Source organism: Salinivibrio sp. HTSP, assembly GCF_003390965.1.
Classification (GTDB): domain Bacteria; phylum Pseudomonadota; class Gammaproteobacteria; order Enterobacterales; family Vibrionaceae; genus Salinivibrio; species Salinivibrio kushneri.
Genome location: NZ_PXUD01000072.1, coordinates 1 through 25,409 on the forward strand (window position 1 = coordinate 1; position 25,409 = coordinate 25,409).

The window sequence follows — 25,409 nt, forward strand, 5'->3', positions numbered from 1 at the left end:
TTCTGTGAGAGGGATGAGGCGGCAACGCCTCACCCTACTCGATGTTGCGGATTAATCGGTGGTTTTTGACAGGAAAAAGCGATAAGCCGGGTTCGACGTCTCGTCTTTCCAGCCATACCCAAGCTCCCGCAAATGGGCCGTGAAGGCGAGCAAGTCCTGGTCGCTAATTTCGAAGCCGCACAGTACGCGACCATAGTCCGAACCATGGTTACGATAATTGAACAGGCTGATGTTCCAATGGGTGCCCAAGGTTTGCAAAAAGTGCAGTAATGCTCCTGGGTATTCAGGAAACTCAAAACTATAAAGCCGTTCACTGAGGTTGGCCAATGGTCGGCCACCAATCATATAGCGCACATGCACTTTAGCCATTTCATCATCGGACAAATCTTCGACCGGATAGCCGGCTTGGCGCAAATCGCGCAGGATATTGTCCAACTCTTCTTGTCCGCCGAGTAATCTGACACCGACGAAGATATTGGCGAGATGGTCATCGCCATACCGATAATTGAACTCGGTGACGGCGCGATCGCCCAATATCTGACAAAAATTAAAAAAGGCGCCGGTTTGCTCGGGAATGGTGACAGCCAGTAAGCCCTCTCGCTTCTCGCCAAGCTCCGCGCGCTCAGAGACGTAGCGCAGCGAGTGGAAATTGGTATTGGCACCAGACAACACGGCCGCCAGCTGTTTATCTTTGAGCTGGTGCTTTTCCACGTATTGCTTCAGGCCGGCTAATGCCAAGGCGCCAGAGGGCTCGGAGATGGCTCGCGTATCCTCAAAGATGTCTTGCACCGCGGCACAAATCGCATCACTCGATACCGTGATGCTGTCATCTAAGTATTGCTGACAAAGCCGGAAAGACTCATCGCCGATACGTTTCACGGCCACACCGTCGGCAAAGGTACCCACTCTGTCGAGCGTCACTGGGAAGCCTGCATCTAATGCCGCACGCAGACAGGCAGAGTCCTCCGCCTCGACGCCGATGACTTTGATGTTGGGCATCAGTTGTTTGATAAGCACGGCCACGCCCGCGGCGATGCCCCCGCCTCCAACGGGCAGAAAAATATAATCGAGGTGACCATTTTGTTGCACCAGCTCTAAGCCAATGGTGCCCTGTCCCGCAATCACTTGGGGATGATCAAAAGGGGGCACAAAGGTATAACCATGTTCGTCGGCGAGCTGCTGAGCCATGCCTTTGGCTTCATCGAAATTATTACCGTGCAGCACCACATGGCCGCCGAAGCCGCGTACCGCGTCGACCTTGATGGCTGGCGTGGTGCGCGGCATCACGATGGTCGCTTTCACCCCAAGGCGGCTACCCGATAGAGCGACGCCCTGAGCGTGGTTACCCGCCGATGCCGCAATCACGCCCGCTTTTTTTTGTGCCTCAGTCAGTTGCGCCATCATGTTGTGCGCGCCGCGTAGTTTAAATGAGTGGACCGGTTGGCGATCTTCACGCTTGAGCTGTACCTGATTATTGAAGCGCTCAGATAAGCGCTTCATGGTTTGAAGAGGCGAGGTCATCGCCACTTCATAAACAGGCGCGCGTAAGATATCCCTAAGGTAATCAGCTCCGTCCATCGGTTGTACCCTTGAGGGTTGGGCCTGTTGCATGCTTACTCCTCCAATTTACTGCGATCGCGCACCGCACCTTTATCGGCGCTGGTGGCGAGGCTGGCATAGGCTTTTAACGCGTAAGAGACCTGACGTTGACGGTCTTTGGGCTTCCAGCCGCGTGCATTTACTTCGGTGCGGCGGGTGGCCAGTGTCGCTTCGTCCACCAGCAGACTGATTTCGCGGGTGGGGATATCAATACGAATACGATCGCCGTTTTCCACTAAGGCAATGGTGCCGCCGTTCGCTGCCTCGGGAGAGACATGACCAATAGACAGCCCAGAGGTGCCACCAGAGAAGCGTCCATCAGTGAGCAGGGCGCAGGATTTGCCCAATCCCATCGATTTTAAGTAGGTGGTGGGATAGAGCATTTCTTGCATGCCTGGCCCCCCTTTCGGTCCTTCGTAACGGATCACCACCACATCACCGGCTTTCACTTCCCCCCCGAGGATGGCATCCACCGCGTGGTCTTGACTTTCAAACACCACGGCTGGCCCTTCGAAGGTCAGAATACTTTCATCGACCCCAGCGGTTTTGACGATGCAGCCATTGAGCGCGATATTGCCTTGTAGCACGGCTAAACCACCGTCTTGGCTAAAGGCGTATTCATGGGCACGGATACAGCCTGATTGGCGATCATCATCCAGGGTGTCCCAGCGACAGCTTTGCGAGAAGGCTTGGGTGGTACGAATGCCCGCTGGCCCGGCGCGATAGAAGGCTTTAATCGCTTCATCATCGGTTTGCACGATGTCGTATTGCGCCAGTTGCTCTTTGAGGCTCATGCCCAGCACGGTTTGTTGCTCGACGTTTAGCAGGTTAGCGCGCTGAAGCTCACCGAGGATCCCCATTACCCCGCCAGCACGGTGCACATCTTCCATGTGATATTGCGGCGTCGATGGCGCCACCTTGCAAAGGTGAGGCACTTGGCGTGACATACGATCGATATCATCCATATCGAAATGGACGTCGCCTTCTTGTGCAGCCGCCAGTAGGTGTAAGACGGTATTGGTTGATCCGCCCATGGCAATATCGAGCGCCATCGCGTTTTCAAACGAGGCGCGGTTGGCGATATTGCGCGGTAGGATGCTGTCATCGTCCTGCTCATAATAGCGCTTGGCCAGCCCGACTATCCGTTTGCCGGCGTTGATGAACAGTTGCTCACGGTCTGCATGGGTGGCGAGCATCGACCCATTACCGGGTTGGCTGAGCCCCAGCGCTTCGGTGAGACAGTTCATCGAGTTGGCGGTAAACATGCCGGAGCACGATCCGCATGTCGGGCAAGCGGAACGCTCAATCTGCTCGCTTTGCTCATCGGACACATCCGGGTTGGCCCCTTGCATCATGGCATCGACCAAATCGAGTTTTAGGATCTGATCGGAGAGCTTGGTTTTCCCCGCTTCCATGGGGCCACCGGAAACAAAGATCACCGGGACATTGAGTCGCATTGAGGCCATCAACATGCCCGGGGTGATTTTGTCACAGTTAGAAATGCAGACCATGGCATCGGCACAGTGTGCATTGACCATATACTCGACCGAGTCTGCGATAATCTCACGGGAAGGCAGTGAGTACAGCATGCCGCCATGACCCATGGCGATGCCATCATCAACGGCGATGGTATTGAACTCTTTGGCGATACCGCCTGCTTGCTCGATTTCCTTGGCGACCAGCTGACCCATGTCTTTGAGATGGACATGGCCGGGGACAAACTGGGTAAATGAGTTGACCACGGCGATAATGGGTTTGCCGAAATCATCATCTTTGACGCCAGTGGCGCGCCATAATGCACGTGCCCCTGCCATGTTGCGACCGTGGGTAGTCGTTTTGGAACGATAGGTTGGCATATTACGACTCCTTTGCCTTATGCGCTCTGGTCTGGGTAAACCGGGTCAAGCCAGCCCCATTTGTCTTCGGTGGTGCCATCAAATAAGCCAAAGAAGGCTTGTTGTAGTGAGGCGGTGATCGGGCCTCGCTGGCCCTCACCGACGGTGATTTGGTCGACGCTACGCACCGGCACGATTTCTGCCGCAGTGCCGGTCATAAAGACTTCATCGGCCAGATACAATGCTTCACGTGCAATCGGCTCTTCGCAAATGGTGAGCCCTTTTTCTTTCGCCAGGGTGATGATGGAATCACGCGTGAGCCCCGGCAAAATGGCACTGGTGGCGGGTGGGGTGCTGATCACACCATTTTTAACAATAAAGAGGTTCTCACCGGCCCCTTCGGACAGGTAGCCGCGTACATCTAAGGCAATGCCCTCGGCATAGCCGTGACGACGCGCTTCCCCCCCTACTAAGAGGGATGATAAATAGTTGCCGCCGGCTTTGGCCGCGGTCGGAATCGTGTTGGGGGCCGCTCGGTTCCAGCTCGACACCATGGCATCCACCCCTTGGGCGAGCGCTTCTTCCCCTAAGTAGCTTCCCCAGCTAAACGCGGCGATGATGATATCCATTTGTGTATCAGGTGGCGGGCAGACCCCTAGGCCGACGTTGCCCACAAACCCCAGCGGGCGAATGTAGGCAGAGCGTAGTTGGTTCACGCGTAAGGTTTCACGACACGCTTCCATCAGCGCGTCGACGCTGTAGGGGATTGGAAAACGATATATTTTGGCCGAGTCTTTCAAGCGCTGCATGTGCTCGCGATGGCGAAACACCACTGGGCCGTTCGGCGTGTCGTAGCAGCGGATCCCCTCAAACACCGAGGTACCATAGTGCATGGCGTGCGTGAGTACGTGCACGGTGGCATCCTGCCAAGCGATCATTTCACCGTTAGACCAAATGTAATCAGCGGTATTTGTCGACATTCTTTTCTTCCTTTTTGGTTATGCGCGTAGGGAGTGTGGCTGGGATGAGGACATCATGACCTCAGCCACGTCCCATAGCTTAGTCAGTTGTGGTCGCAAGGTCTCGATCGCTCTTTGGCTTTCGACGGTGACGTCAAAAATTACTTGGCCGCTTTCTGAAGGCAAAGACATATTGAATTGACAAACCGTAAAGCCGCGATGACGGATCACACGCAAAACACGCTCGAGCAGTTCAGGGCTGTGGGTGGCATGAATTGAAAACTGGTGTTGCATCATAAGTCTTGCTCCATCATTTGTTGGTTTGCCGCGCCGGGTGGTACCAGCGGCCATACGTTTTCCATCTCATCAATGGCAACATGCAGCAAATACGGGCCTTGATGTGCCATCAAGGTGTTGAGCGCGTCCTCGACTTCGTCTTTGCGCTGGATACTGTGTCCAGGAATATCAAAGGCGCGCGCTAGGGTGAGAAAATCCGGGTTATCAGACAGATCAGTTTCACTGTAACGTTGCTCGAAAAACAGCTGTTGCCATTGACGCACCATGCCCAAGCGTTGGTTATCCAGTAGGATGATTTTCACCCCGATCCCGCGACGCTTCAGTGTGCCCAGCTCTTGGACGTTCATCATGAATGAGCCATCTCCGGACACCAACACCACTTCATCCTCGGGGCGAGCCACTTTGGCCCCCATCGCGGCAGGCAAGCCAAATCCCATGGTGCCTAGTCCTGCGGAGGTCAGCAGATTCTCAGGTTGAGAGGGGCGAACATGTTGCGCGACCCACATTTGGTGTTGACCCACATCGGTGGCAACCACTGTGCTTGCAGGCATGCTATCGGATAAGTGTTTGAGTAAGGCGGGGGCATAGATCGCCTCGCCAGGGTGGTCGTAGCGCCATGCGTGAGTGGTTTGCCATTCGGTTATTTGCGCCCGCCATGCCGGTGAGGTGTCAGGGCAGGCGAGTGCAGGGAGCACTTGATTGAGTGGGGCGCAAACCGGTGCTTGTGCGCGGCGCAGTTTATTGATTTCGGCGGCATCGATATCCAGGTGCACCACATTGGCATGGGGGGCAAAGGTATCGAGCTTGCCGGTCACTCGGTCATCAAAGCGCGCGCCGATGACAATCAGCAAATCAGACGCTTGCACCGCAAGGTTGGCCGCTTTGGTGCCATGCATGCCGAGCATCCCGAGGTAATACGGATAGTTTGCTTCAACTGTGCCCAAGCCTTTCAGCGTGCTCACGACAGGTAGCTGACTGCGATCCAAGTAATCACGTAATGCCTGGGTCGCCTTACCGAGTATCACGCCACCGCCCAAGTAGACCATAGGGCGCTCACTGGTTCGAATCAGCGCATTGGCCTTTTCGAGCGCTTGGTTGTCGACAGGATCAGCGTTTGCGGTGCGAACTTGAGTTTCCGTGTGTGGGATCAGTGCTTGTTGCACATCTTTAGCGATATCGACCAATACCGGGCCAGGACGGCCGGATTGTGCTATTTCGAATGCCTGCGCTAAGGTGGTAGTAAGCTCGGCCGGATCAGTGACCAGAAAACTGTGTTTGGTGCAGGCAAGCGATAAGCCGAGGACATCAATCTCTTGAAAGGCATCTGTTCCAATTAGCGGACTGGCAACTTGGCCGGTGATCGCGACCACGGGCACCGAGTCCATCATTGCATCGGCAAGCCCGGTGACTAAGTTAGTGGCGCCCGGCCCTGATGTCGCCAGGCAGACGCCAGGGCGGCCACTGGCGCGGGCATACCCGATGGCGGCCATCGCCGCGCCTTGTTCGTGGCGACATAAAATATGTTCAACCCCACCATCATAGAGGGCATCATACACAGGCATGATGGCACCGCCTGGATACCCAAATACGGTTTCAACGCCTTGCTTATGTAAGGCTTCCACAACCCATTGTGCACCTGTCATCCTCGTCCCTCCCCGTATGAACGGGGAGGGCAGGCGGGCGAATGATCTGTCTCTGCGCTCTCCATCATTGTTGCTTCCGTTGTCGCGTGGCTATCGCCACATGAATGAAAAAAGCCCCCGAACCTGTTGGTTGCGGGGGCTTGGTTGCGATGTTGCTGCTGTATTTCGCGTACCTAAACCCCTCGCGGCATAATGACCACGATGAGGCGAATAATTAGGACGATAGCGAAGTTAAGCATTTGTCTGTCTTTTCTTGTCGTTAGCCCATTTTATGAGCTTTTTGTTAATTTGTTTTTTGTTTATGCCTGCTTGTTACAGGTCAGTCACGAACCCGATCTGTCGCCGAGTCTCGTGTTTAATTGTTGTGCATTTGTAGTGGTATCACAGACCTCACTCGCATGACAAGAAAAAAATACTCTTAATCATAAATTGGCTCGGCACTATAAGAGCCGGGTTTCATAGTGGCTAACAAGGGCAACGCGGAGAGAAAATGGCATTAGCGATAGTGCACAGTCGAGCCTGTGTGGGCGTGCAAGCACCAAATGTAACGGTAGAAGTGCATATATCCAATGGTTTACCTGGGTTTGCGCTGGTGGGGCTGCCGGAAACCACGGTGAAAGAAGCCCGAGACAGGGTGAGAAGTGCGATTGTGACCTCTAACTTTGAGTTCCCATCACGTCGGATCACCGTTAACCTTGCACCGGCTGACTTACCCAAAGAAGGTGGACGGTTTGATTTACCGATTGCACTTGGGATCTTGGTGGCGTCTGGGCAACTGCCGGAGAAGCGGCTCAACGAATTCGAGTTTTTGGGGGAGCTGGCTTTGTCCGGGCAGCTAAGGCCGGTTAAAGGGGCCTTGCCCGCCGCGCTTGCCTGTCAAAAAGCTAAGCGCGCACTGGTGGTGCCCGATGATAACGCCAGCCAGGTCGCATTGGTGGACAATGAGCGCCATGTGTCCGCCCCTGATCTGATTGCGGTGGCTCAGCACCTGACAGGCCAACAAAGCCTTTGTTTGAATACAAACCAGGTTGAGGCCCCCGATCCACCGCCGACCCGGTGTTTGCGTGACATTATCGGCCAACAGCAAGGCAAGCGGGCGCTCGAAATCGCCGCGAGTGGCTCTCACAATCTCCTTTTTGTTGGCCCACCCGGCACCGGCAAAACCATGCTGGCCTCGCGTTTGTGCGATTTACTCCCGCCCATGAATGATGAAGAAGCACTGGCCTCCGCGGCGGTGACTTCTTTAACCCAGCAACCCTTGCATGAAGGAAATTGGCGTCAGCGCCCGTTTCGTAGTCCCCACCACTCAAGCTCGATGGCGGCGTTGGTCGGGGGTGGCACCGTCCCGCGCCCGGGAGAGATCTCTTTGTCGCACCATGGGGTGCTGTTTTTAGATGAAATGCCAGAGTTCGAGCGCCGGGTGCTTGATGCCCTGCGTGAGCCGTTAGAGTCGGGGGAGATTATTATCTCTCGCGCCAATGGCAAAACCCGCTTTCCCGCGCGCTTTCAGCTGATAGGCGCATTAAACCCCAGCCCCACAGGCCATCATGACGGAGAGCTCGCGCGTTCAAACCCACAGCAAATCTTGCGCTATTTAGCCCGTTTGTCTGGGCCATTATTAGATAGGTTTGATATGTCGATTGACATCCCAGCACTGCCAAGAGGGAGCCTCTCCAATGGTGGAGACCGTGGTGAGTCAACGAAGGTGGTAAAAGCCCGAGTTGAAGCGGCGCGCACGCGGATGGTGGCGCGTCAAGGTAAGGTTAATGCGTTGCTAAGCAATCGAGAAATGGAACAACATTGCCAACTGGCTCAAACCGATGCGGCATTTTTAGAGCAAGCCTTGCATCGTTTGGGGCTGTCTGTGCGGGCGTATCATCGGATTATAAAAGTGGCGAGAACCATTGCGGATTTGGCCGATGTTGACACCATCCAGCGCTCTCACCTTGCTGAGGCGCTGGGGTATCGGGCGATGGATGGCTTATTACGCCACCTCAACGCCCAAGTCAGCTAATTACTTTTGGGTAAGCAAGAAGTTGATCAACTGAAAGTATTCTTCAGGGGTTTCCACTGTTTTCGGCGTGACATGATACTTGCCGTTCACGACCACGGCAGGGACGCCGCGCAGGCCCGCCTTTTCGAATGATTGGTCAAAACGCTTCGCCATTGAGTTGGCGGCAAAGCTGTTGTAAGCACCATCAAACTCTTGGCCATCAATGCCGTTATCAACAAACATTTGGCGCACCTCGGCCAATGATTTGGGTGGGTTTTGCGCCGCGTGAATGCGATCAAACATCACCGGAATGATAGTGTCTTGTGCGTTAAGTACCACGGCGGTTGCATATGCACGGGTGACGACACTGCCCATATCCCCGCCCATAAAGGAGACGTGATTTTTCACCACTTTGGCGTTGTCGGGCACCTGCTGCTTAAGCTGTTGAACCAATGGCTCAAATTGATAACAGTGTGGGCAGTAGAAGGAGAAAAACTCGGTGACGGTCGGTGTCTCCGTGGCTGGCGTGTCCAGCACTTGGTAGTCTTCGCCCGCCTTGAAACGGCCCGGCTTGGCATCAGCCACCTCAATGGGTGCTGCTGGCTCAGACTGGGTTTGTGTAGACTCTGCTGTTTGCGTGGTTTGTGATGACGTTTGTGTCACGCTTTCAGGCTCAGAGCAGGCGGTTAAGCCGAGGATGAGTAGCACAGGAAACAGTTTCTTTAACATGATTGAATGACTCTCCGTTATCGATTGAGCGCTTACGGGTACAGCGTAAGCGGTGGCGCTTGTAGGGTGGCAAGTTGTTCTTTAAACGCCAGTACCTGACCTTCCCAGTATTTTGCATCAGCAAACCAAGGAAATGCACGAGGAAAAGCAGGGTCTTGCCAGCGTTTTGCTAGCCACGCCATATAGTGCACCATTCTCAGACCACGCAATGGCTCGATCAGTTGCAACTGATCGGCGGGGAATTCACGAAATTCGCGATAACCCTCCGCCAAGGTATCGAGTTGGGCAAGCTGATCGGCACGACTGCCGTTTAAAAATAGCCACAAGTCTTGAATCGCAGGGCCGTTACGCGTGTCATCAAAATCCACAAACAGCGGACCGTCGCGCCACAGAATGTTGCTGGGATGGCAGTCACCGTGCAAGCGGATCGCCGGCCAGTCTGTATGCCAGCGTGCGGCAATGGCGTCGATCAGGCGGTCAAGATCAGAGAAAAAGGTCGCTTGAATGCCTTCTGGGATCAGGTTTGCCTCATTTAATACCTGACGAGGCTGATAAAGATGACTGTCGAGATCGAACTTTGCCCGTTCCTGGAAGGGGGTCGCCGCGCCCACTTGGTGTAGGCGGCCAAGGTAACGGCCGACCGCCTCAAGTTGATCCCAATTATCCACTTCAAAACCCCGGCCGCCGACACTGGGAAACAACGCAAAACGAAACCCCTCGGCGGTAAACAGGCTTGTTCCCTCGCGGTATATAGGCGCCACCACGGGAATATCGGCTTGGGCGAGCTCATGGCAGAACGCGTGCTCTTCAAGAATTTGCGCGTTAGACCAGCGCCCGGGCCGGTAAAACTTCACCACATAGCGCTGGCCATCATCAGCGACAAATTGGGCAACACGGTTTTCATAGCTGTTCAGCGCAAGCAAGCCTGATTGGGGATAGATCCCCACTGACTCAATCGCATTTAACTGAACATCTGGCGTTAGTGTATGAAAATCAAAGCCATGGTCAGTCATGAGTATTCCGTCTGTGTGGCAAAACGCCATAGTAACAAATAAAAAGGGCGCTGCCTGCGCCCTTTTCGTCTGCATACGGTGTGGCGATTAAAGGTCAGTGATAAACCGACTCTCCGCCGTGACCACTTTTTGCTCCTCACCCGATTCGCGTTCCATCACAAAAGTGATGTCAGCGATACGCTGTTCCATCTCGTAGGTATCAACCGCGAGGCTGATGGGTAATGAGAACACTTCTCCGGCTTGGACATTGACCGTCTGCGGGCCATGCCATTCCACATCGTTTAGCCCATTCACTGACAGCTGATAGATCTCATCCGATTGGGTTTTATTGAGGATTTTTAGGGTATAGGTGTTTTCGACTAATCCTTGGTTGTTGATGCGATAAAGCTGGTTACGGTCACGAATCACATCCAGCTCCATGGGCATCACTGACATCGCCAAATAGATAAACATGGCAGTCACGATAGTCATGACAACCCCGTAGCCAAGGAGCTTAGGTCGCATCACGGCCGTTTTCTTGCCTTCTAGTTTGTGCTCGGTGGTGTAGCTAATCAGTCCACGCTCATAGCCCATGCGATCCATGGTTTCATCGCAGGCATCGATACAGGCACCACAGTTGATACATTCGTATTGTAAGCCATCACGAATATCGATGCCTGTTGGGCAGACTTGCACACATAAATTACAGTCAATGCAGTCACCGAGCCCCAACTCTTTCGGATCTTTTTTACGAGGACGTGGGCCGCGTTTTTCACCGCGCTTGGCATCATACCCGACAATGAAGGTGTCTTTGTCGAACATGGCTGACTGGAAGCGCGCGTAAGGGCACATGTGGATACACATAATCGAGCGCATCCAGCCGGCGTTACCATAGGTACAAGCGGCAAAGAAGATCACCCAAAAACCGACCCAGAAGCTGGTATCAAAGGTGACTAAATCGATGGCTAACTCGCGCATCGGCACAAAGTAGCCGACGAAGGTCATCCCAGTCACCAAGGAGATCGCCCACCACGCTGCATGCTTAGCGGTTTTGCGCGCGGCTAGCTCAGGCGTCAGTTTTAACGAGTCCTGCTTGCGGCGTTTATTGGCCGCGCCTTCGAGTTTTTCTTCAAACCAAATAAACAAAAAGGTCCACACCGTTTGCGGGCATAAGTACCCACACCACACGCGGCCAAGAAAGGTGGTGATGAAGAAAAGGCCAAATGCCGCGAGCATCAACAAGGCAGCCAGCAAGGTAAGGTCTTGTGGCCAGAGTGTGGTGCCAAAAAAGGTAAACTTCTGATTACCGATATCGAGTAAGATGGCTTGGCGTCCTTGGTATGGGAGCCATGGAATGGCGAGGAACACCAGCATGAAAAACCAGCCCATATAGCGTCGCATACGCTGGTAATAGCCTTTTACCGCACGCACATAAATACGATTGCTCGGATTGAATCGGTCGTCAGCCCCTTTGTGAGTTTTGGGGTTGTACTCTTTTGCAGTCACGTCTTTGACGTTGATTTTTTTATCGCTCATGACATTGGCTTTCCTTGGGGTATGGGTCCATGGTGCATTGCCAGGCCCTGATTATCATTGTTGCCTGTAATTGTAGCGCAGCGAATTCCTTGAATACGCTACCAGAGTCATAGTTTGCAACATAGCCACAAACTCAATGAAATCTAGCTATAACAGACGATTAGCCAGACTGCTTTCACGACGATTGCTGAGGCGGGATCCCGCGCGCGCGCAAAATCGCGGCTTTAAAATCGTCTTCACAATCTTTGGCTAGCCCAGGAATGGGGGCATCAGTGTCTTCTAGTCGCATCTTAAGCTGATAGATCAAGGTATCGTCTGATAACGTGGTGATATCCTGACCATGACCCGCTTCATCAGCGATCTGGATGAGCACTTGCATCAGAGAACAGTCAGGGGTTTTTTGCCAAGATTGATTGAGTAGGTCGAGCAGCTCATTGATACGGTGGCATTGCATATGGGCATCCTTAGTGTGGCACGTAAAAAATGCCATTTTGCCCGACCACACTGAAGTGAAACTTAGCCAGGATCAATTTCCGCTCAGGTGGTGATTAATTAATCGGCATCACGCGATTACGGCCTAAGTTTTTAGCTTGATACAAGTGCTGATCGGCACGGTAAATCAGATCGGCACTCGACTCCGTTTTCTCTTCATCATATTCTGCGACGCCAATGGAGACGGTAATATGATCCAAGGTTCGGCCGCGACGTCGGTCTTTGATCACCATGCGATCAATCGCGGCGCGCAATGTTTCGGCGGTGCGTTTGGCGGTACTCAACTTTTTTTGTGGTACCAATAACGCAAACTCTTCGCCCCCATAGCGAAAGGCTTGTACGCCATCCCGACAGTAATCGAGGATCCGCTTAGCGACCTGCTTTAATGCGATATCGCCGAGCACATGACCATAAGTATCATTGAGCTTTTTGAAGTGGTCGAGATCAATGAGTATCAAGCAAAACGGCCAGGTTTGTGGGCTATCAATGTAGGCGGTGAGCTCGCGCTCAAAGGCTGCACGGTTAAGCAAACCGGTTAAGCCATCATGGGTGGCTTGTTCTGTCATCTCTGCCAAGTTTTGCTTCAATTGCGCAATCTCTTGCTGCGCATCATTAAGCTGGTGCTTAAAGTAGCGGGTCGACTGGGTCAGTGCTTGCGAGTCTTTGACCACGTTGCGTACCACAGCAATGGTCTCATCAATGGATAGCCCTTCGTTTTCGACCCGTGACAGCTGTTCAAAGGTGTTATCGAGCACCGAATGAAAAGCGTCAGTATCTTGGATCGTATCTGACATCGAGTGAGTCATTTCGGTCATCATCGATTCTAAGCTTTGCTTTAATGCATTGATGTCTCGACTATGTTTATCGGCCATGTGTTTTTGGTAGAGCATATCGCTTTGCAGCGGGCTGCAGGTACCGTGCTCATCCACCGTGGCATCGACATCCGCGTTAAGTTTGGCGTCGGTATTGGCGACATAGGTGTACCACAAGGCATAGTTGGTGGGTGTGGTCGGCACCTTATATTTCATCATCAAAGGCACCGCTTTTTTGAGGAAGCTGGTAGATTGCTGAAATTGATCGTCCGACATGGCGTTCCTTTCTGCGTTGTCGATACCAAGAGAGCTTTTATTAGTGTATACCCAAAGTGATTGGAACGGCAGTAGACAGCGAAAAAGCGTGAGCCTGCAGGCAACAACGCCTGCAGGATAGGATTAAAGGAAGAAAGGACTGGGCTGGAACAGGCGCTCAACGTCAGGAATGTATTTTTTGTTCACCAAGAACAACACCACATGGTCGTCTTGCTGGATCACGGTTTTGTCGTGCGCAATTAACACTTCATCGCCGCGTACCACGGCACCGATCGTGGTACCTGGTGGCAGTTTGATCTCGCCGATGGCGCGCCCGACCACTTTCGAGGTGGATGCATCCCCATGGGCGATTGCCTCGATGGCCTCGGCGGCACCGCGTCGTAGTGACGAGACATTAACAATGTCGGCGCGGCGAACATGGGTGAGCAGCGCAGATATCGTCGCCTGTTGAGGGGAGATGGCAATATCAATTACCCCGCCTTGCACCAAATCCACATAAGCGCCGCGCTGGATAAGCACCATGACTTTTTTGGCGCCAAGGCGTTTCGCCAACATCGCCGACATAATGTTGGCTTCATCTTCGTTGGTGACCGCGATAAATACATCAATCTGATCAATGTGCTCTTCACTGAGCAGCTCTTGGTCGGAGGCGTCACCACAAAAGACCGTGGTTTCTTCCAGTAACTCAGAAAGGTGCTCGGCGCGGGTCGGGTTACGTTCAATCAACTTCACACTGTATTGACGCTCCAACGCCATCGCGAGGCCTGCCCCGATATTACCACCACCAACAATCATGATGCGTTTGTAGGGCTTTTCAAGGCGCTGCAACTCACTCATCACCGAGCGAATATGGTTACTCGCGGCGACGAAAAATACTTCGTCATCGGCTTCAATGATGGTGGTACCTTGCGGGCGAATCGGGCGATCACGACGGAAAATAGCGGCGACACGTGTATCCACATGCGGCATATGTTCACGCAGCGCCGACAAGGCCTTTCCGACTAAAGGACCACCGTAATACGCTTTAACCGCAACCAGACCGACCTTTTTGTCAGCAAAACTGACCACCTGTAAGGCACCTGGATATTCAATCAGACGACGAATATAACGAGTCACCAACTCTTCAGGGGCGATAAGGTGGTCAACCGGACACGCATCACTGTTAAACAGTTGCTCTTTCACCGCTAAGTATTCAGGGCTGCGGATCCGGGCAACACGGTTGGGGGTATTAAATCGGGTATACGCGACCTGGCAGGCGATCATATTGGTCTCGTCTGAGTTGGTCACCGCGACCAGCATATCCGCATCTTGAGCCCCCGCCTCTTGCAACGTGGTCGGATGGCTGGCAAACCCTTGCACCACGCGTAAGTCATACTTGTCTTGCAGCTCACGCAGTCGTTCCGGGGCGCGGTCAACAATAGTGATATCGTTGTTTTCCCCCACTAGGTTTTCTGCCAAGGTGCCGCCGACTTGGCCTGCACCCAAGATGATGATTTTCATGCTACTGTCACTCCCTGCCTAGTCGCATAAAGGCTTTTCTAGGCATGCGTAATAGAAACCGTCCATGTCGTCTTCGCCTGGCAAAATCTGGCGACCAGGCTGCGTTTGCGTGCCGGTGCGCAGTATCGCGGAAGGCTCACGGGCTAAAAAGGCACGGATTTGCTCGCGGTTTTCATCCGGTAACACTGAGCAAGTGGCGTAAACCAGCGTACCGCCTGGTGCCAATTGCTGCCACATTGCGTCTAAAATCTCTGCCTGTAACGTGACCAAGGCGTGAATATCACTGTCACGACGCAGCCACTTTATGTCGGGATGACGTCGGATCACGCCGGTGGCAGAGCAAGGGGCATCCAGCAAAATACGATCAAATGTCGGCCCTTGATGCCAAGCGCTCGGCTCGCGGGCATCCGCGTGTTTCACTTCAGCATTAAGGCCCAACCGTGACAGGTTCTCTTTGATCCGCGACAAGCGGTTTTCATCGGCATCTATGGCCGTCACCATGGCATCAGGCTGATGCTCAAGAATATGACAGGTTTTTCCGCCTGGCGCGGCACAGCAGTCGAGAATATGTTCTTCAGACGCGGGTTGGAGATAATCGACAGCCAGCTGCGCGGCGGCATCTTGTACCGACACCCAGCCCTGGTCAAAGCCGGGTAGGCGAGACACATCACACGGCGCGTCGAGCTTCAGCGCATCCATCGCATCTGGGTGAGTACTGGCACCAATACCGGCTTGTTGCAGCTCGGCGTGGTAGCTTTCTCGTGAATGGTACTGGCGATTGACACGCAGCCACATCGGCGCCTTTTGATGATTTGCCGCCACAATGTCTTGCCAATTGGAGGGGTAGGCGGCCTGAAGGCGTTTGAGTAACCAGCTGGGGTGACAATAAAGCCCGGCCTCGTGTGCTTGACTCGCTTGGTCTAGCGCATCTTTATCGCGTTGATAATTACGTAAGATGGCATTGATCAACCCACGTAGTTGCGGGCGTTTCAGTGGCTTGGTGGCGTTGACAGTTTCAGCCACCGCTGCATGGGCAGGGATCCGCATGTAGCTAATCTGATACAGCCCGACCAGCAGCAAGTGATGGAAAACACGTTGCTTGCCTTTCAGTGGCTTGTCCATCAGGGCTTGCACGATATACTCTAAGCGCGGCAGCCAGCGTAAAGTGCCGTAACACATCTCTTGCAACAAGGCGGCGTCGCGTGGCGCGATTTGCTGTTGAGCAAGAGGAAGCTGCTGTGACAGTGATTGGCCCTGATCGACCACGTGATACAGAACGCGGGCAGCCGCGGCTCTTACATTCATATGTTTACCTATGCAAAGGTCAAATTGGCATCAAACGATGATGTTAGCCAGATAAAAAAAGGCCAGCGTACTGGCCTTATCGTCATGCAGGGCACGATTAACCTACAGTTGGGTACCCGTTTCAAACCATTCACGGCGAGCATTCAGCAGCTCATGTGCTTGCATGGCTTTTTTGCCTGGTGGCTGAAGTTGGGTTAGCTGGATCACGCCTTTTCCGGTCGCGACCTGAATGCCGTGTTTGTCAGTGTTGATCACTGTGCCTGGTGCTGCGTCCACGTCGATATCCAGTGCGTTAGCGTCCCATACCTTGATGTTTTGCTCTCCTAAGGTGAAGTAGCTGATCGGACGTGGGTTAAATGCGCGCACACAACGTTCGATAAAGGCGGCATCTCGCTGCCAATCGATCTGCGCTTCTTGCTTACTCAGCTTTTCAGCGTAGTTGGCTTTGGCATCGTTTTGTGGCTCGGCAAGAATAATGCCGTTAGCCATGTCATTAAGGCAGTCTATCAATGCCTGCGGCCCCAGCTCTGCAAGTCGCTGATACAGGCTGCCACTGGTCTCTTTCTCATTAATGGGTAAGGTGGCAATTTTGAGCATGTCGCCGGTATCGAGCCCCTCATCCATCTGCATGATGGTGACGCCGGTCTCATTGTCGCCGGCCCATACGGCTCGCTCGATAGGGGCCGCGCCACGCCAGCGAGGCAGGATGGAGCCATGGACATTCACACAGCCTAATCGAGGTGTATCCAAGACCGCTTTGGGGAGAATAAGCCCGTAAGCGACCACCACCATCACATCAGCATTCAAGGCAGCCAGCTCGGCTTGCGCTTGTTCATCACGCAAGGTGCGGGGTTGGTAGACGGGTAAGTCATGCTCAAGGGCGAGCTGTTTCACCGGGCTGGCGGTAAGCTTTTTTCCTCGGCCAGCGGGTTTATCTTCACGGCTATAAGCCGCAATCACCTCATGCTCACTGTCGAGCAGGGCTTGCAAATGGCGCGCGGCAAAATCCGGCGTGCCCGCAAATACTATACGCAGCGGTGTGCTCAAAGTGACCTCAACTTGCTTTTTGGTTAGCGCGTTTGATTTTTTCCATCTTCTGCTTGATGCGTTGTCGCTTCAGTGGCGAAAGATAATCAACAAAAAGCTTACCTTCTAGATGGTCAAGCTCATGCTGAACACAAATCGCGAGTAGGTCGTCGGCATCAAACTGAATAGGGTTACCATCGCGATCCAGCGCTTTTACTGTCACTTCGGCCGCACGAGGGACCAATGCACGTGCGCTGGGCACAGATAAGCACCCTTCTTCAATACCATCTTCACCACGCTTTTCGATGATTTCGGGGTTGATAAGCACCATGGGTTGATCACGGGTGTCAGACACATCAATCACCACCATGCGTTGGTGAAAATCTACTTGCGTGGCCGCGAGACCAATACCGTCTTGGGCGTACATGGTTTCAACCATGTCATCAGCCATTTTTTGGATCTCAGGCGTGACAGCATCCACTGGCTTAGCCACGGTGCGAAGGCGCTCATCTGGGAATGTTAATACGTTCAGTAAAGCCATAACGTCTCATAAAAATTGAACTGTGCCGAAAGCGGCACGGGGTAATTGGGTTAATTCTAGACATTTTACCAGCCAATTGACAGCATCAGCATCATTCGTCGGGTGAGGAAGACATTGATGACAAGAAAGCTATTCAATCTGGCCGCTGCTGGGTTATTGGTTGTCGCGCTACCAATACTGGCAGCCGGTCCTGCCGAGAGTCAGCGTTATGTGGTTGAGCGGGGAGATACCTTGTGGGACATCGCCGCCACCTTTTTTGATAACCCTTGGCAGTGGCCCAAGGTATGGTACGCGAATCCGGGTATAAAGGATCCCAATCTTATTTACCCCGGTGATGTGCTGACGCTCACATGGCAAGCAGGAAAACCTACCGTCAGCTATCAGCCCCAAGAGGCGGTCGCGCCGCACGGAAAGGTGTCCGATACACCGGCACTCACCAGCGTTGATTCGAGGCTGCTTCCCTATTTACGACAGGACATGTTGGTCGAAAAAGCGCGCTTGGTCGCCTTGCCTCGCGTACTTGGCTCTACCGATGGACGTCAATATCTTTCCCTACACGATACCCTATATGTGGATGCCGCGCTGAATGCTAAAGACTGGCAGGTTTTTCGGGTTGAGAAAACTTTCTCGCGCGCCGAAAAGTCAGGCGCTGGCGCCGAACCTACCGCTATGGTGAGCTTAAAACATGTGGCTGATGGGCGTATCCGTGCGCAAAGCCAAGGGCGCAGTGTGCTGACACTCACACGCGTGGTGCAGGAAGTGCGCCCCAATGATGTCTTGTTACCTTTGCCTGAGAAAACGTCTCCTCGGTTTTGGCCCCAAGCGGCGCAAATCGACGCCACGTTATTAGGGCACCTCTATGGCAGTGAGTATGTGGCGAATGGCCAGCTTGTGGTGCTCGATAAAGGCGCCAAAGATGGCGTAACCGCCGGGCAAATGTTTACTGTCACTGAAGCTGGCGCCAACGTATTAAATGGCCCCGGTGAGTATCGCTATCAAAACGCGAACGAAAGCACGACACAGGCCATCACACCCATGCCTGATGTGACAGTGGGACAAACAATGGTGGTTCGGGCCTATTCCTGGGTTAGTTTGGCGGTGATCACCCAAGCGCGTCAGCCTATCAAAGCCGGCATGCATGCGGTGCCGCCTTCTCCTCAACCGGCCTATGGACGATAAATCGCTGCGAGGATGGTTGACGCTGACCCAAGTGCCGCGGTTGCGCGTCTCGCAACGGCGCGCGCTGTTGGCCAAAGTGCCCATCGATGCGTTATGTGACCAAACGTATTATGAGCTTGCCGCGGTTGGCTTAACCGCTGAGCAATGTCAGGCGATCACCCACCCCAACCATGCCATGATTGAACGCAGCCTTGAGTGGGCGAGGCAAGATAATTGCCACCTTATTGGCTTTGATCATCCTGCCTACCCGGCACTACTCAGAGAAATCTCACGGCCACCTTTGATCTTGTATGTGCAAGGGGATCTCTCTTGCTTGGCGATGCCCCAATTGGCGATGGTGGGCAGCCGTCACGCGACCCCACAAGGTTTAGAGACAGCGTATCAATTTGCTAAACAACTGGTTGAGCATGGTGTTGCGATTACCAGTGGGCTTGCGCTCGGCATTGATGGCCGGGCACACAAAGGCGCACTCGAAGGCGGCGGTAAGACTTTGGCGGTGTTGGGAAGCGGACTTGCCAATGTGTATCCCGCGCGACATCGCGCATTGGCCAAGCGAATTGAAGCGCAAGGGGCACTGGTTTCCGAGTTTTGGCCAGACGCGCCGCCAAGGGCCGAACACTTTCCGCGCCGCAATCGACTGATCAGTGGGTTGTCGGCGGGTGTATTGGTGGTCGAGGCCGCACCGCAAAGTGGGTCACTGATCACGGCGCGTTATGCGCTAGAGCAAAACCGGAGTGTATTTGCGATTCCCGGTCCCATTGACCAAGTCCAATCGCGCGGTTGCCACCAATTGATCAAACAAGGTGCGGTGTTAGTTGACTGTGTTGATGATATTATAAGTGATGTGGATAGCTTGGTGCAGTTTGCTGTGAGTCAGCAACATGAATTATTTAGTGATGCACCCAAGTTAGATACGCACGAAGGATTGCCATTTTCTGCGCTGTTGGCTAACGTAGGGACTAACGCGACGTGTGTCGACGTACTGGCTGAGCGCTGCAACCAACCGGTTCACGAAATCATGATGCAGTTGTTAGACTTAGAACTCCAGGGGCTTGTAGCAGCAGTACCCGGTGGCTATGTCAGAACGAGGAGGGGCTAGCCATGATGGACATTCTTATGTACCTGTTCGAAACCTACATCCATAGCGATGTGGAAGTGATGATCGATCAGGACGAGTTAGCAGATGAATTGTCCCGCGCGGGTTTTCATCAAGACGATATATATAAAGCCCTGAACTGGCTTGAAAAGCTGGCACAGTTGCAATATGCGGATAAACAGCCTTACCTATCAGGCAGTGCCCAAAGCTCGATTCGAATCTATACCGAGCAAGAAACACGCTTTATCGACCAAGAAAGCCGAGGCTTCCTCTTATTCTTAGAGCAGGCTGGGGTGCTGTCACCGGAAACGCGTGAAATGGTGATCGATCGGGTGATGGAACTCGAGACCCAAGAATTTGGTCTTGATGACCTAAAATGGGTGATTTTGATGGTGCTGTTTAACGTGCCCGGTAACGAGCGTGCGTATACACAGATGGAAGACATGCTGTATGACGCACAAGAGGGATACGTGCACTAACGCTTCTCAACAACAGTGAAAGGTGTGAATGAGTAAAGAAAACACCCCGAACACCCAGGAGCGCTGCCCGGAATGTGGCAGCGCTCTTGCGTTTAAATCGGGCAAACGAGGCCCGTTTTTGGCCTGTACGGCCTACCCAGACTGCCACTATACCAAGGCGTTACATCATGGCGATGGCCATGTAGTGAAAGCGCTTGGCGTGGCTTGCCCGGCGTGTCATCAGGGAGAATTGGTGTTACGCCAAGGTCGATTCGGTATGTTTATTGGCTGCGATCAGTTCCCGCAATGTACGCATATCGAAAAACCGGACGAACCCGATCATACCACCCTAACCTGCCCAGCTTGCCACAAAGGTGAGCTGGTGGAGCGCACCTCGCGTTACGGTAAGCGCTTTTTTGCCTGTGACCAATACCCTAAGTGTCATTTTGCGGTAAACGCACAACCGATAGCCGGCACCTGCGAACAATGTGGCTTTGCGCTGCTGGTGGAGCGTAAGAAAGGCGGAAAAATTGTGCATCAATGTGCTGATAAACCCTGCAGCGCGATTCAAGGTGAACCGGCTGCAGAATCGGAGAGCGAGGATTAATCGGTTTGCGCGGCGAGAGCCAAGGCAGCCGATTTTAAACCGTGAAAAGCATCGTCGGGGAGGTAGCTGGCGAGGCTGGCTAACTTGGTGGCAAGCGCCGCGTTCGATGTGGCCGTGACATTGATATGGCCCACTTTGCGCCCCGGACGAGGCGTTTTGTTATACCAATGCACATGGGCATCACGATAGGTCGCAAGCGGAACACTGCCTTGGCCTAAGACATTAATCATCGCCGTTGGCTGGATTAACTCGGTCGGGCCGAGGGGTAAGCCGCCGACTGCACGCAGGTGGTTTTCAAACTGGCAACATGCGCTGCCTTGCTGTGTCCAGTGACCGGAGTTGTGCACCCGAGGTGCTATCTCGTTCACCAGCAAGCTGCCGTCCACATCAAAGAATTCCACCGCGAGCACACCCACATAGTTCAGCGCGCTGGCAATCTTTTCCAACATATCCGCTGCTTGTGTTTGCAAGGCATCCTCATCCGGGCGCACCACAGACAAGGTGAGTATCCCATCATGATGGTGGTTTTGGGTCAGGCTATAGCTGGCAAATTCACCATTCGCGCCACGCACACCAATCAGTGACACTTCTCGGTCAAAGGGGATCATAGCTTCGGCAATGATGGCTTGCCCATCGCGCTGTTCGGGCGCGGTGAGAAAGGCGTCGAGCTCGGCCCATAATGCGTGAAGATCATCGCCGTCACGATAGCGCCACTGTCCTTTGCCGTCATAACCATCCAAGGTACTTTTGAGGACCAAGGGCGCGCCCAGTGCGTCGACTGCCTTTTCTAAATCCGCCTGTGTATACACCACACGGTACGGCGTATTCGCCACACCTGCTTGCATCAGTAGGGCTTTCTCAATTTGGCGATCGCCACCGGTTAGAATTGCCTGGGCGCTGGGGCGTAATTTCCCGCTTTGCTCACAGTGATGCAAAATATCGGCGGGGATATGCTCAAATTCCGCGGTGATAATATCTGCGCCGGCGATGGCCGTATTGAGGCCGTGCCCCAGTGGTTGCAGCGTCAGTGGGTGAATAATGTCGCCACTACGCACATCATAGGCGCTGACGATAAGATTGAGCGGCGCGCCGGCCAAGGCCATCATCCGGGCCAGTTGTCCCGCGCCTAACACCAGAATATTCATGGTTTTACCCTTGTGGGTTGGGTTGAGCGAGAACAGCCTCAGTTTGCACTTGGCGAAACGCATCCACTTTTGTCATCAAATCAGGGTCGGCCGTGGCGAGAATTTGTGCTGCAAGGAGGCCTGCATTCGCGGCGCCTGCGTCACCAATGGCGAGCGTACCCACTGCCACGCCTTTAGGCATTTGAGCAATAGAGAGCAATGAGTCCATGCCCTTTAACGCTTTTGACTGGACCGGCACGCCGAGCACCGGCAGGCTGGTGTGTGCGGCGGTCATCCCAGGCAAATGGGCGGCACCACCGGCGCCGGCAATAATCACTTTTATCCCGCGCTCGGCCGCTTGTTGGGCGTAGTCGGCCAGTAACTGTGGCGTGCGATGGGCGGAGACAATACGGGTTTCGTAAGGGATGGCAAAGTGATCCAACATAGCCGCTGCATGTGTCATGGTAGGCCAATCGGATTGCGAGCCCATGATGATACCGACAGTCATAATACGTCCTTCTTGATGACAAGCGTGAATAGGTTAAGCTGAGCGTGGCGCGAATTATACCCAGATTTCATCGTAAGGAAAACGTTTGCGTCAGCGGTGAGGGATGAAATTCCGTCAAGATCCCAGTGCGTGGATCAGGTAAAGTACGCACATAGTCTCAGTAACAAAGGATGTGAGCGTGGCACACGGTCAGTCGACAATTGATAAGCAAGCCGTGAAGGCTTTTTTCCTCCAACTTCAAGATGATATTTGCCAACAGCTTGCGCAACAAGATGGTCAAGCGCGTTTTATTGAAGATGCGTGGGAGCGTGAGAAAGGGGGCGGTGGCCGCAGTCGCGTCCTGCGTCAAGGCCAAGTATTTGAGCAAGCGGGAGTGAACTTCTCGCACGTATTTGGCGATCAAATGCCTGCCTCGGCGACCGCGCACCGTCCAGAGCTTGCTGGGCGCTGTTTTGAGGCCATGGGGGTGTCGTTAGTGATCCATCCTCATAACCCGTACGTGCCGACCTCGCACGCAAACGTGCGGTTTTTCATTGCCGAAAAAGAAGGTGCAGATCCTGTGTGGTGGTTTGGCGGCGGCTTTGACCTCACACCTTTCTATCCGTTCGAGGAAGACTGCCAGCACTGGCATCAGACCGCCAAAGCCTTATGTGCGCCCTTTGGTGATAGCGTGTACGCTGATCACAAAGCATGGTGCGATCGCTATTTTTATCTGCCCCACCGTGATGAAACCCGTGGCGTCGGCGGGCTTTTCTTTGATGATTTGAACCAATGGCCATTCGAACAGTGCTTTGCCTACACCCAAGCGGTTGGAAAAGGCTTTATCGATGCCTACCTGCCGATAGTGCAGCGCCGCAAAGCCACGCCTTATGGTGAGCGAGAACGCGATTTTCAGCTTTATCGCCGCGGACGCTATGTCGAGTTTAACTTGGTGTATGACAGAGGCACGCTATTTGGCTTACAAAGTGGTGGGCGTACCGAATCTATTCTGATGTCGATGCCGCCGATGGCGCGCTGGGAATATAATTGGTCACCTGATGAAGACGCGCCGGAAGCGAGACTTTATCGCGACTACCTTAAACCGAGGGAGTGGTAACGGATGACCGAACGTTATTGCGTGGTAGGCCACCCGATTGGCCATAGTAAGTCGCCGCAGATCCACGCCGCATTTGCGACGCAAACCCAACAAGACATCGACTATCAAGCCATTGAGGCGCCGCTCGAAGGCTTTGTGATCACCATGCAGGCGTTTTTTGCGCAAGGAGGGCGCGGCGCCAATGTGACCGTACCTTTTAAACAGCAAGCGTATGAATGGGCTGATACACTGACAGAGCGTGCCCGCCGCGCCGGTGCCGTGAATACGCTGGTTAAGCAAAGCGATGGTTCCCTACTGGGTGATAATACGGACGGGGCAGGTTTGGTAACTGACTTACACTACCACCATGTGGCACTGTGCGATAAGCGCATAATGGTTGTGGGAGCAGGCGGTGCAGCAAGGGGTGTGTTGCTTCCTTTACTGGAGCAAGAGCCAGCATTGCTGATGATTGTCAATCGCACGGAGCAAAAAGCCCAGCAATTAGCCGCTGCATTTGGTGAGGCCGGACCGATCACTAGTCATGCCGTGGATAAACCCATGGCGGCGCCCGTTGATGTGATCATTAATGCGACCTCGGCGAGCTTACATCAAAGCCATCCCCCTCTCCCGCAAGGAGCGATTGGTCCAGCGACCACTGTCTATGACATGGTGTATCAAGCTGGCTGTACAACCAGCAACCAATGGGCGCAACGCCAAGGAGCAGGGCGATGTTTAGACGGCTTGGGCATGCTGGTGGAACAAGCGGCGGAAAGCTTTGCTATATGGCGTGGCTGTCGGCCACAAACCGAACGTGTGCGCGAGCAGCTAAGAGAGGCACTTAGTCGATGAATCAATCCCTTATTCTGGCTGCGGACGAAGCGCAGGTCGATACCGCAAAGGCGCGTGTTTGTTTCTACGGCCAACTTAATGGTGCGTTGTTAACATGCGCTGCCCGCTTTACCACCTTATCTGCGCTCGCCGGCTGTGCGGTAGACTCGGATAATGCGCAGACGATCGTTGAACAGGTTTGGTTTGATATTGAAGAGCAAATGGAAGCGGCCATCGAATCAGAAGCGTTTGAACCCGATGGCAGCTTGGTGATCTAGCGCTCGCAGCGGTAGATGTCTTTGGTGTCGACATAGTTTTGCGCTGAGCGTGCAAAATAAGCACGCTCTTTGTCGGTAAGGGGGCGAACCTGTTTGACCGGTGAGCCAACATACAGGTAGCCGCTCTCTAAGCGTTTTCCGGGCGGGACTAAACTGCCAGCGCCAATCAGCACTTCATCTTCAATCACAGCGTCATCGAGAATAATCGTCCCCATTCCGACTAGGACTCGGTTGCCAATCCGGCAGCCGTGTAACATGACCTTGTGGCCGATTGTCACTTCTTCGCCAATGATCAGCGGGTAACCTTGTGGGTTTTCGGCATTTTTATGGGTGACATGAAGGACTGAGCCATCTTGTACATTGGTCCGTGCGCCAATCTGGATATGGTTCACGTCACCACGTGCCGCAACCAACGGCCAAATACTCACATCATCGCCTAGCGTAATATCGCCAGCCAATACACTGGATTCATCAATATAGACGCGTTCGCCAAGCTGAGGCGTCATGCCTTTATAGGCGCGCAGCTGTTTTACCATCACAGATCCCTCTTTTCTCTTTTAACAGTGCTAAATAGCGGCGAGTTTGATACCAGTTTTACACCCTAGCGAGCAAAAAAACAGCGAGTGACAGTTTTTTTCTAAAAAACACCTAAAAAGGACTTGCCAACCTGATCAGCTTCTCTATAATGCGCCTCCATCGACACGGCACGCAGGGCAAGCGT

25 protein-coding genes are annotated in these 25,409 nt (G+C 53.6%); 8 read left to right on the top strand and 17 right to left on the bottom strand.

The features are described 5' to 3' along the window. Positions 1–51 precede the first annotated feature (51 nt). From ilvA to ilvG, 5 genes are read right to left on the bottom strand one after another with little or no spacing between them, the layout of a single operon-like run. Positions 52–1,611 carry a threonine ammonia-lyase, biosynthetic gene (gene ilvA / locus C7A19_RS12890; RefSeq protein ID WP_116645063.1) on the bottom strand — a complete coding sequence of 520 codons (1,560 nt, stop codon included), beginning with the start codon at positions 1,609–1,611 and terminating at the stop codon, positions 52–54. 2 nt (positions 1,612–1,613) lie between these two features. Next, positions 1,614–3,455 (bottom strand): dihydroxy-acid dehydratase, encoded by a 1,842-nt coding sequence (ilvD, locus tag C7A19_RS12895; RefSeq protein WP_077486774.1) that lies wholly within the window; start codon positions 3,453–3,455, stop codon positions 1,614–1,616. Positions 3,456–3,472: 17 nt separating this feature from the next. Beyond that, on the bottom strand, positions 3,473–4,414 hold the full coding sequence (gene ilvE / locus C7A19_RS12900; protein ID WP_077486775.1) for a branched-chain-amino-acid transaminase: 942 nt from the start codon (positions 4,412–4,414) through the stop codon (positions 3,473–3,475). 18 nt (positions 4,415–4,432) lie between these two features. Next, complete coding sequence (gene ilvM / locus C7A19_RS12905; protein WP_069362342.1) at positions 4,433–4,690, bottom strand: acetolactate synthase 2 small subunit; 258 nt, start codon at positions 4,688–4,690, stop codon at positions 4,433–4,435. Beyond that, complete coding sequence (ilvG, locus tag C7A19_RS12910) at positions 4,687–6,333, bottom strand: acetolactate synthase 2 catalytic subunit (protein WP_077523076.1); 1,647 nt, start codon at positions 6,331–6,333, stop codon at positions 4,687–4,689. Before ilvG ends, ilvM begins: the two co-directional genes overlap by 4 nt. A gap of 490 nt (positions 6,334–6,823) precedes the next feature. Between ilvG and C7A19_RS12915 the strand changes: the two genes are divergently transcribed. After that, positions 6,824–8,347, top strand: coding sequence for a YifB family Mg chelatase-like AAA ATPase (locus C7A19_RS12915; protein ID WP_116645064.1), 1,524 nt, complete (start codon positions 6,824–6,826; stop codon positions 8,345–8,347). Here C7A19_RS12915 and C7A19_RS12920 read toward each other — a convergent pair whose 3' ends face one another. The 9 genes from C7A19_RS12920 to def form a co-directional block, all read right to left on the bottom strand. After that, entirely contained in the window at positions 8,348–9,055 is a 708-nt protein-coding gene (locus C7A19_RS12920; RefSeq protein ID WP_077600244.1) for a thiol:disulfide interchange protein DsbA/DsbL, read from the bottom strand. It lies immediately after the preceding gene. A gap of 32 nt (positions 9,056–9,087) precedes the next feature. Further along, positions 9,088–10,068 carry a serine/threonine protein kinase gene (locus C7A19_RS12925; protein ID WP_077523072.1) on the bottom strand — a complete coding sequence of 327 codons (981 nt, stop codon included), beginning with the start codon at positions 10,066–10,068 and terminating at the stop codon, positions 9,088–9,090. An 87-nt stretch (positions 10,069–10,155) separates the two neighbouring features. After that, a complete protein-coding gene (ccoG, locus tag C7A19_RS12930; RefSeq protein ID WP_069362346.1) occupies positions 10,156–11,583 on the bottom strand; it encodes a cytochrome c oxidase accessory protein CcoG in 1,428 nt (475 codons plus the stop codon). Between the two features lie 175 nt (positions 11,584–11,758). Beyond that, entirely contained in the window at positions 11,759–12,037 is a 279-nt protein-coding gene (locus tag C7A19_RS12935; RefSeq protein ID WP_077458608.1) for a YihD family protein, read from the bottom strand. Positions 12,038–12,131: 94 nt separating this feature from the next. Then, positions 12,132–13,163 (bottom strand): GGDEF domain-containing protein, encoded by a 1,032-nt coding sequence (locus tag C7A19_RS12940; protein WP_069362348.1) that lies wholly within the window; start codon positions 13,161–13,163, stop codon positions 12,132–12,134. Between the two features lie 123 nt (positions 13,164–13,286). Continuing rightward, a complete protein-coding gene (trkA, locus tag C7A19_RS12945; RefSeq protein ID WP_069362349.1) occupies positions 13,287–14,663 on the bottom strand; it encodes a Trk system potassium transporter TrkA in 1,377 nt (458 codons plus the stop codon). Positions 14,664–14,681: 18 nt separating this feature from the next. Continuing rightward, positions 14,682–15,968 (bottom strand): 16S rRNA (cytosine(967)-C(5))-methyltransferase RsmB, encoded by a 1,287-nt coding sequence (rsmB, locus tag C7A19_RS12950; RefSeq protein WP_116645065.1) that lies wholly within the window; start codon positions 15,966–15,968, stop codon positions 14,682–14,684. Positions 15,969–16,070: 102 nt separating this feature from the next. Further along, positions 16,071–17,015 carry a methionyl-tRNA formyltransferase gene (gene fmt, locus C7A19_RS12955; protein ID WP_116645066.1) on the bottom strand — a complete coding sequence of 315 codons (945 nt, stop codon included), beginning with the start codon at positions 17,013–17,015 and terminating at the stop codon, positions 16,071–16,073. Between the two features lie 7 nt (positions 17,016–17,022). Beyond that, on the bottom strand, positions 17,023–17,535 hold the full coding sequence (gene def, locus C7A19_RS12960) for a peptide deformylase (RefSeq protein ID WP_069362352.1): 513 nt from the start codon (positions 17,533–17,535) through the stop codon (positions 17,023–17,025). A 117-nt stretch (positions 17,536–17,652) separates the two neighbouring features. Between def and C7A19_RS12965 the strand changes: the two genes are divergently transcribed. Genes C7A19_RS12965 through C7A19_RS12980 form a run of 4 tightly spaced genes read left to right on the top strand, consistent with a single transcriptional unit; the run spans position 17,653 to position 20,875 of the window. Then, the gene (locus tag C7A19_RS12965; protein WP_116645067.1) at positions 17,653–18,714 is read left to right on the top strand and encodes a LysM peptidoglycan-binding domain-containing protein; all 1,062 of its coding nucleotides are present in this window, start codon (positions 17,653–17,655) and stop codon (positions 18,712–18,714) included. Next, a complete protein-coding gene (gene dprA, locus C7A19_RS12970; protein WP_116645068.1) occupies positions 18,704–19,813 on the top strand; it encodes a DNA-processing protein DprA in 1,110 nt (369 codons plus the stop codon). The genes C7A19_RS12965 and dprA overlap by 11 nt, the downstream gene beginning before the upstream one ends. A gap of 2 nt (positions 19,814–19,815) precedes the next feature. Beyond that, entirely contained in the window at positions 19,816–20,289 is a 474-nt protein-coding gene (locus tag C7A19_RS12975) for a DUF494 family protein (protein WP_069362355.1), read from the top strand. A gap of 28 nt (positions 20,290–20,317) precedes the next feature. Beyond that, entirely contained in the window at positions 20,318–20,875 is a 558-nt protein-coding gene (locus C7A19_RS12980; RefSeq protein WP_116645069.1) for a type I DNA topoisomerase, read from the top strand. Here the strand turns inward: C7A19_RS12980 and C7A19_RS12985 are convergent. After that, positions 20,872–22,020: a 5-(carboxyamino)imidazole ribonucleotide synthase gene (locus C7A19_RS12985; protein WP_116645070.1), complete on the bottom strand. Its 1,149-nt coding sequence runs from the start codon at positions 22,018–22,020 to the stop codon at positions 20,872–20,874. The two genes, C7A19_RS12980 and C7A19_RS12985, sit on opposite strands and share 4 nt — an antisense overlap. Positions 22,021–22,024: 4 nt before the next feature. Beyond that, a complete protein-coding gene (purE, locus tag C7A19_RS12990) occupies positions 22,025–22,507 on the bottom strand; it encodes a 5-(carboxyamino)imidazole ribonucleotide mutase (protein ID WP_077458615.1) in 483 nt (160 codons plus the stop codon). A gap of 178 nt (positions 22,508–22,685) precedes the next feature. Between purE and hemF the strand changes: the two genes are divergently transcribed. From hemF to C7A19_RS13005, 3 genes are read left to right on the top strand one after another with little or no spacing between them, the layout of a single operon-like run. Further along, positions 22,686–23,603, top strand: a complete 918-nt coding sequence (hemF, locus tag C7A19_RS12995; protein ID WP_116645071.1) for an oxygen-dependent coproporphyrinogen oxidase — start codon at positions 22,686–22,688, stop codon at positions 23,601–23,603. A gap of 3 nt (positions 23,604–23,606) precedes the next feature. Further along, positions 23,607–24,431, top strand: coding sequence for a shikimate dehydrogenase (gene aroE, locus C7A19_RS13000; RefSeq protein WP_116645072.1), 825 nt, complete (start codon positions 23,607–23,609; stop codon positions 24,429–24,431). Continuing rightward, entirely contained in the window at positions 24,428–24,688 is a 261-nt protein-coding gene (locus tag C7A19_RS13005) for a DUF1488 family protein (RefSeq protein ID WP_116645073.1), read from the top strand. The genes aroE and C7A19_RS13005 overlap by 4 nt, the downstream gene beginning before the upstream one ends. On the opposite strand, the gene C7A19_RS13010 is transcribed toward C7A19_RS13005, so the two are convergent. Then, a complete protein-coding gene (locus C7A19_RS13010) occupies positions 24,685–25,224 on the bottom strand; it encodes a gamma carbonic anhydrase family protein (protein WP_069362362.1) in 540 nt (179 codons plus the stop codon). The two genes, C7A19_RS13005 and C7A19_RS13010, sit on opposite strands and share 4 nt — an antisense overlap. Positions 25,225–25,409 lie beyond the last annotated feature (185 nt).